Below are 3,665 nucleotides of genomic sequence, written 5' to 3' on the forward strand. Positions count from 1 at the left end.
GGCTAGATCTTAGCCCCTATTCGATTATCAATTCTTAAACCTGAGGTACAATAATAAAAAAAGCGTACGTTTTTTATAACTAGGAGGATAGGATGGATAAGGTAAATGTTTCAAATTTTAGGAAAGACCTTTATAATATTGTAAAAAGAACTACCATGTACAATGAAGCCATTAATATTACTAGCAAGGATGGAAATGCTGTTTTAATAAGCGAAGAAGATTACAACAACCTACTTGCTACATTGGAAATAAAGCTAAATGATAAGTTAAACCAAAAAATCCTAGAAGGCCTAGCTATGCCTCTAGATGAGTGTATAAGCGAAGAAGAGGTAACTTGGTAGATGTATAAGATTGTCTACACCAAGAAAGCTACAGGAGATATTAAAAAGCTAAAGCAAGCAAAGCTTGATACAAAAACAAAAAATCTTATAGACCTAATAAAAGAAAATCCCTACCAAAGACCACCTTCTTATGAGAAACTTCTAGGTGACCTAAAAGGAGCTTATTCAAGGAGAATAAATATCAAACATAGACTGGTTTATCAAGTTTATGAGGAGGAGAAAATCATAAAAATAATTTCTATGTGGTCCCATAATGAATTTAATTAAGCTTAAATTTATGATAGGAAAACCTGATGAAGCCTATCAAAAAGGCCAGCTATTTTTTTAGCTGGTCTTTTCTCTTTATAAAAATTCTACTTCATTTTCTCCAATAACTACAGAAGGCACTCCTGCCCTGTGGGCTGCCCTTACATCAGCATAGCCATCTAGGGTGTCCCTATATTTTAGAAATAGCTTAAGGCTTGGCATGGATGAGGTTATATTTACCATGTCGTATTCTGCGTATTTTTCTGGGTTTTCTTTGGCTTCTGCTAGGATATTTGCACAATCTGGGCAGAGGTCGCTTACAAAAAGTATCTTATCTTTCATTTTTTATCCTTTCATATTCTACATATTTAAAGCTAAGTCCATTTTCAAAAATTGGATCAGACTCACTTTTTATCCTAAAATTAGGATCTGTATCGAAATTGTGAAGGAAAATTTCTGCAGGTCTTGTGGCATCAATCTTTGTAATGATGGCTCCATCGCAATAATCTATAAGCAGGTCTACAAGTTCTGCCCCTCCAATTAGGAAAGTTTCCTTATCAAGATTCTTTATATAGGAAAGAAGGCTTTCTAGATCATTAAAGACCCTGGCTCCCTCTCTTTTTAGATTTTTATCTCTAGATAAAATCAGATTTTCTCTACCTGGTAGGGCCCTGCCCATTGAATCGAAGGTTTTTCTTCCCATAATTAAAACCGATCCCATGGTCGTATTTTTAAAGTGGGCAAGGTCTGTCTTTATATCGTAAAGCATCTTATTATCCTTGCCTATGGCCCAATTTTTATCAACTGCTAAAATTACCTTCATAATCCCTCCGATTTATTTATACCCAAGAAAGATAGAAAATAAATAGTAAAGTGTAAGGAGAAAGAGGTAGATATGAAAAATAAATTATGGCAAATCTTTAAGTCAACCTTCTATCTTTCAGCCTTCACCTTTGGAGGTGGTTATGTAATCATAACCCTTATGAAAGATAGTTTTGTAGATAAATTAAAATGGATAGATGAAGAGCAAATGCTCGATATGACAGCCATAGCCCAGTCGGCACCAGGAGCTGTCGCAATCAATGCATCTGTGGTTGTAGGCTATGAAATAGGAGGGATCCCTGGTATGGTCGTTGCAATCCTTGGCACAAGCCTACCACCCCTTATAATCATATCGGTAATTTCGATGTTTTATCAGGCCTTCATCTCAAATATTTATATAGCAACCTTTCTAAAGGGCATGCAGGCAGCAATTGCCGCTCTGATTTTTAAGGTATCTTACGATATGACTAAGGATATCCTAAAGGAAGGGTCAAAAATTGCCCCTATCATAATGGTGGCAGCTTTTATAGCAGCCTTTATTTTTAAGGTCAATATTGTCTATATAATCTTAAGCCTGATAGTCCTTGGCACAATAAGTTCGATTATTGAAAGGAGAAAGCATGCTTCTTAAATTATTTATAAGCTTTATAAAAATCGGCCTATTCTCCTTTGGGGGAGGCTATGCAGCCCTACCCCTCATCCAACAAGAGGTAGTGGTAGAAAATGCCTGGCTAGGGGCAAGTGAGTTTAACGACCTAATCACCATCAGCCAAATGACACCAGGACCTATTGCCATAAATTCCGCAACCTTTGTAGGGACAAGGGTTGCAGGCCTTGCTGGAGCCATGGTAGCCACAGCCGGCTGCATCCTACCATCGGCAATAATTGTCGGAGCTCTGTCATATTTTTATAAAAAATACAAGGACCTAGCCCTAATAGAAAATATCCTAAAATACCTAAGGCCAGCCATAGTCGTGATGATCCTAATAGCAGGCATAGACATAGGAAAAACGGCCATGTTTGGCGAAGCGTCCCCAGCCCTAGCCAGTTTTGATATAAAAATGCTAGGAATATTTATAGGTTCACTAATAATAATGCTAAAAAAAGACCTGGACCCAATAAAGGTCATGGTCGCAGGCGGGGCAGCCTATTTGCTCTTGACCTTGGTCATTTAAGGAGATAAGTATGAGTAAAATAAACATTGTAGACCTTGCCAATAAATTGGGAGTAAGTACCGCGACAGTTTCAAGAGCTTTAAATAACAAGGAAGGGGTTGGAGAAAAGACCCGTAACAAGGTTATAGAAATGGCGAAAGAAATGGGTTATACCCCCAATGTCATAGCTAAAACAATGCGAAAAGAAATGAATGTAGTGGTAATTTTTCCAATAAAGGATGAAAATGCGAGCTATTACACTGACTTACTTTGGAGGGGCTATAAGTCAGGCAAAAGGGAAGTAGAAAATTTTAATATTAAATTTCACGAACTATATTATGAGGGTCAATCTTTTGATGAAGTTGATAGGAAATACTTGGATAAGTTGGCTGCCCTTGAAAATCAAGGGGTAAAAATAGATGCCATCCTAGTTTATCTAATAGGAGATAACTTCGAGCTTACTGATTATATAAATGATCTCTATGATAATGATGTACCTGTAATTGCTATCCACAAGAAAAAACATGATTTAATGGCTAATTTCCTTGTAACTGACCAGGCAGAAGTAATAGGTAGACTGGCTGGAGAGATGTTTGGCTATTTCAAAAAAGACTTTAAAAATGTATTATTAATTGAAAATCAAAAGGAAAAATTTTTTGGTGAGGACCTAACAAGCTTTGGTTTTAGAGCTTATTTGGCCAAAAATCACGCTGAGTCAAATATATATTCCTTTGATCAATTTGAAGAAGACCTAGATGAAAAAATAAAAGAATTATTGGCAGAGCAAAAAATCGATATAGCTTTTGCAACAACGGCTAGGGCGAGCAATTATCTGGCGGATAAGATAGAAAATTATAAATTAAAGGATGATGTGTTTTTTATAATAGCTGGACGAAATAAAAAATCTGAATCTTATCTTAGGAAAGATATATGCAAGTGCATAATAGACAATAATCCCCTAGAAGAAGGGCGTGAGGCCGTAAAAATATTAGTTAATATCCTAATTAGAAATCTTCACCCTAAGCTAGAGGTAGGCCATATTTACAAAAAAGAAATTAAATCAAAAATAATTTTTAAGGTGATGTTGCAGAATAGTTAAATC

Annotated in this window: 7 protein-coding genes; 5 read left to right on the forward strand and 2 right to left on the reverse strand. The window is 36.1% G+C overall.

Features of this window, described 5'->3' with window-relative positions:
• The first annotated feature begins 92 nt into the window (after positions 1-92).
• Positions 93-341 carry a type II toxin-antitoxin system Phd/YefM family antitoxin gene (locus ACCQ42_RS09755; RefSeq protein WP_410036024.1) on the forward strand — a complete coding sequence of 83 codons (249 nt, stop codon included), beginning with the start codon at positions 93-95 and terminating at the stop codon, positions 339-341.
• Positions 342-608: a Txe/YoeB family addiction module toxin gene (locus ACCQ42_RS09760; protein WP_410036025.1), complete on the forward strand. Its 267-nt coding sequence runs from the start codon at positions 342-344 to the stop codon at positions 606-608. It begins immediately after the preceding gene.
• Between the two features lie 75 nt (positions 609-683).
• On the opposite strand, the gene ACCQ42_RS09765 is transcribed toward ACCQ42_RS09760, so the two are convergent.
• Both ACCQ42_RS09765 and ACCQ42_RS09770 read right to left on the reverse strand, forming a co-directional pair.
• The gene (locus tag ACCQ42_RS09765; RefSeq protein WP_265238202.1) at positions 684-929 is read right to left on the reverse strand and encodes a hypothetical protein; all 246 of its coding nucleotides are present in this window, start codon (positions 927-929) and stop codon (positions 684-686) included.
• Entirely contained in the window at positions 919-1,410 is a 492-nt protein-coding gene (locus ACCQ42_RS09770) for a dihydrofolate reductase (protein ID WP_410036026.1), read from the reverse strand. Before ACCQ42_RS09770 ends, ACCQ42_RS09765 begins: the two co-directional genes overlap by 11 nt.
• 72 nt (positions 1,411-1,482) lie before the next feature.
• Here ACCQ42_RS09770 and ACCQ42_RS09775 point away from each other — a divergent pair, with 72 nt between their 5' ends.
• The 3 genes from ACCQ42_RS09775 to ACCQ42_RS09785 are packed head-to-tail and all read left to right on the forward strand — an operon-like array spanning position 1,483 to position 3,662.
• The gene (locus tag ACCQ42_RS09775; protein ID WP_106461467.1) at positions 1,483-2,040 is read left to right on the forward strand and encodes a chromate transporter; all 558 of its coding nucleotides are present in this window, start codon (positions 1,483-1,485) and stop codon (positions 2,038-2,040) included.
• Positions 2,030-2,584, forward strand: a complete 555-nt coding sequence (locus ACCQ42_RS09780; RefSeq protein ID WP_410036027.1) for a chromate transporter — start codon at positions 2,030-2,032, stop codon at positions 2,582-2,584. Before ACCQ42_RS09775 ends, ACCQ42_RS09780 begins: the two co-directional genes overlap by 11 nt.
• A gap of 10 nt (positions 2,585-2,594) precedes the next feature.
• Positions 2,595-3,662 (forward strand): LacI family DNA-binding transcriptional regulator, encoded by a 1,068-nt coding sequence (locus ACCQ42_RS09785; protein ID WP_410036028.1) that lies wholly within the window; start codon positions 2,595-2,597, stop codon positions 3,660-3,662.
• Positions 3,663-3,665 lie beyond the last annotated feature (3 nt).

The organism is Anaerococcus kampingae (assembly GCF_046365475.1).
Classification (GTDB): domain Bacteria; phylum Bacillota; class Clostridia; order Tissierellales; family Peptoniphilaceae; genus Anaerococcus; species Anaerococcus kampingae.

Excerpts from the sequence above, each read along its gene's own strand:
- ACCQ42_RS09785 (WP_410036028.1), top strand. The coding sequence starts at position 2,595 with ATGAGTAAAATAAACATTGTAGACCTTGCCAATAAATTGGGAGTAAGT.
- ACCQ42_RS09755 (WP_410036024.1), top strand. The coding sequence starts at position 93 with ATGGATAAGGTAAATGTTTCAAATTTTAGGAAAGACCTTTATAATATT.
- ACCQ42_RS09760 (WP_410036025.1), top strand. The coding sequence starts at position 342 with ATGTATAAGATTGTCTACACCAAGAAAGCTACAGGAGATATTAAAAAG.
- ACCQ42_RS09765 (WP_265238202.1), bottom strand. The coding sequence starts at position 929 with ATGAAAGATAAGATACTTTTTGTAAGCGACCTCTGCCCAGATTGTGCA.
- ACCQ42_RS09780 (WP_410036027.1), top strand. The coding sequence starts at position 2,030 with ATGCTTCTTAAATTATTTATAAGCTTTATAAAAATCGGCCTATTCTCC.
- ACCQ42_RS09775 (WP_106461467.1), top strand. The coding sequence starts at position 1,483 with ATGAAAAATAAATTATGGCAAATCTTTAAGTCAACCTTCTATCTTTCA.
- ACCQ42_RS09770 (WP_410036026.1), bottom strand. The coding sequence starts at position 1,410 with ATGAAGGTAATTTTAGCAGTTGATAAAAATTGGGCCATAGGCAAGGAT.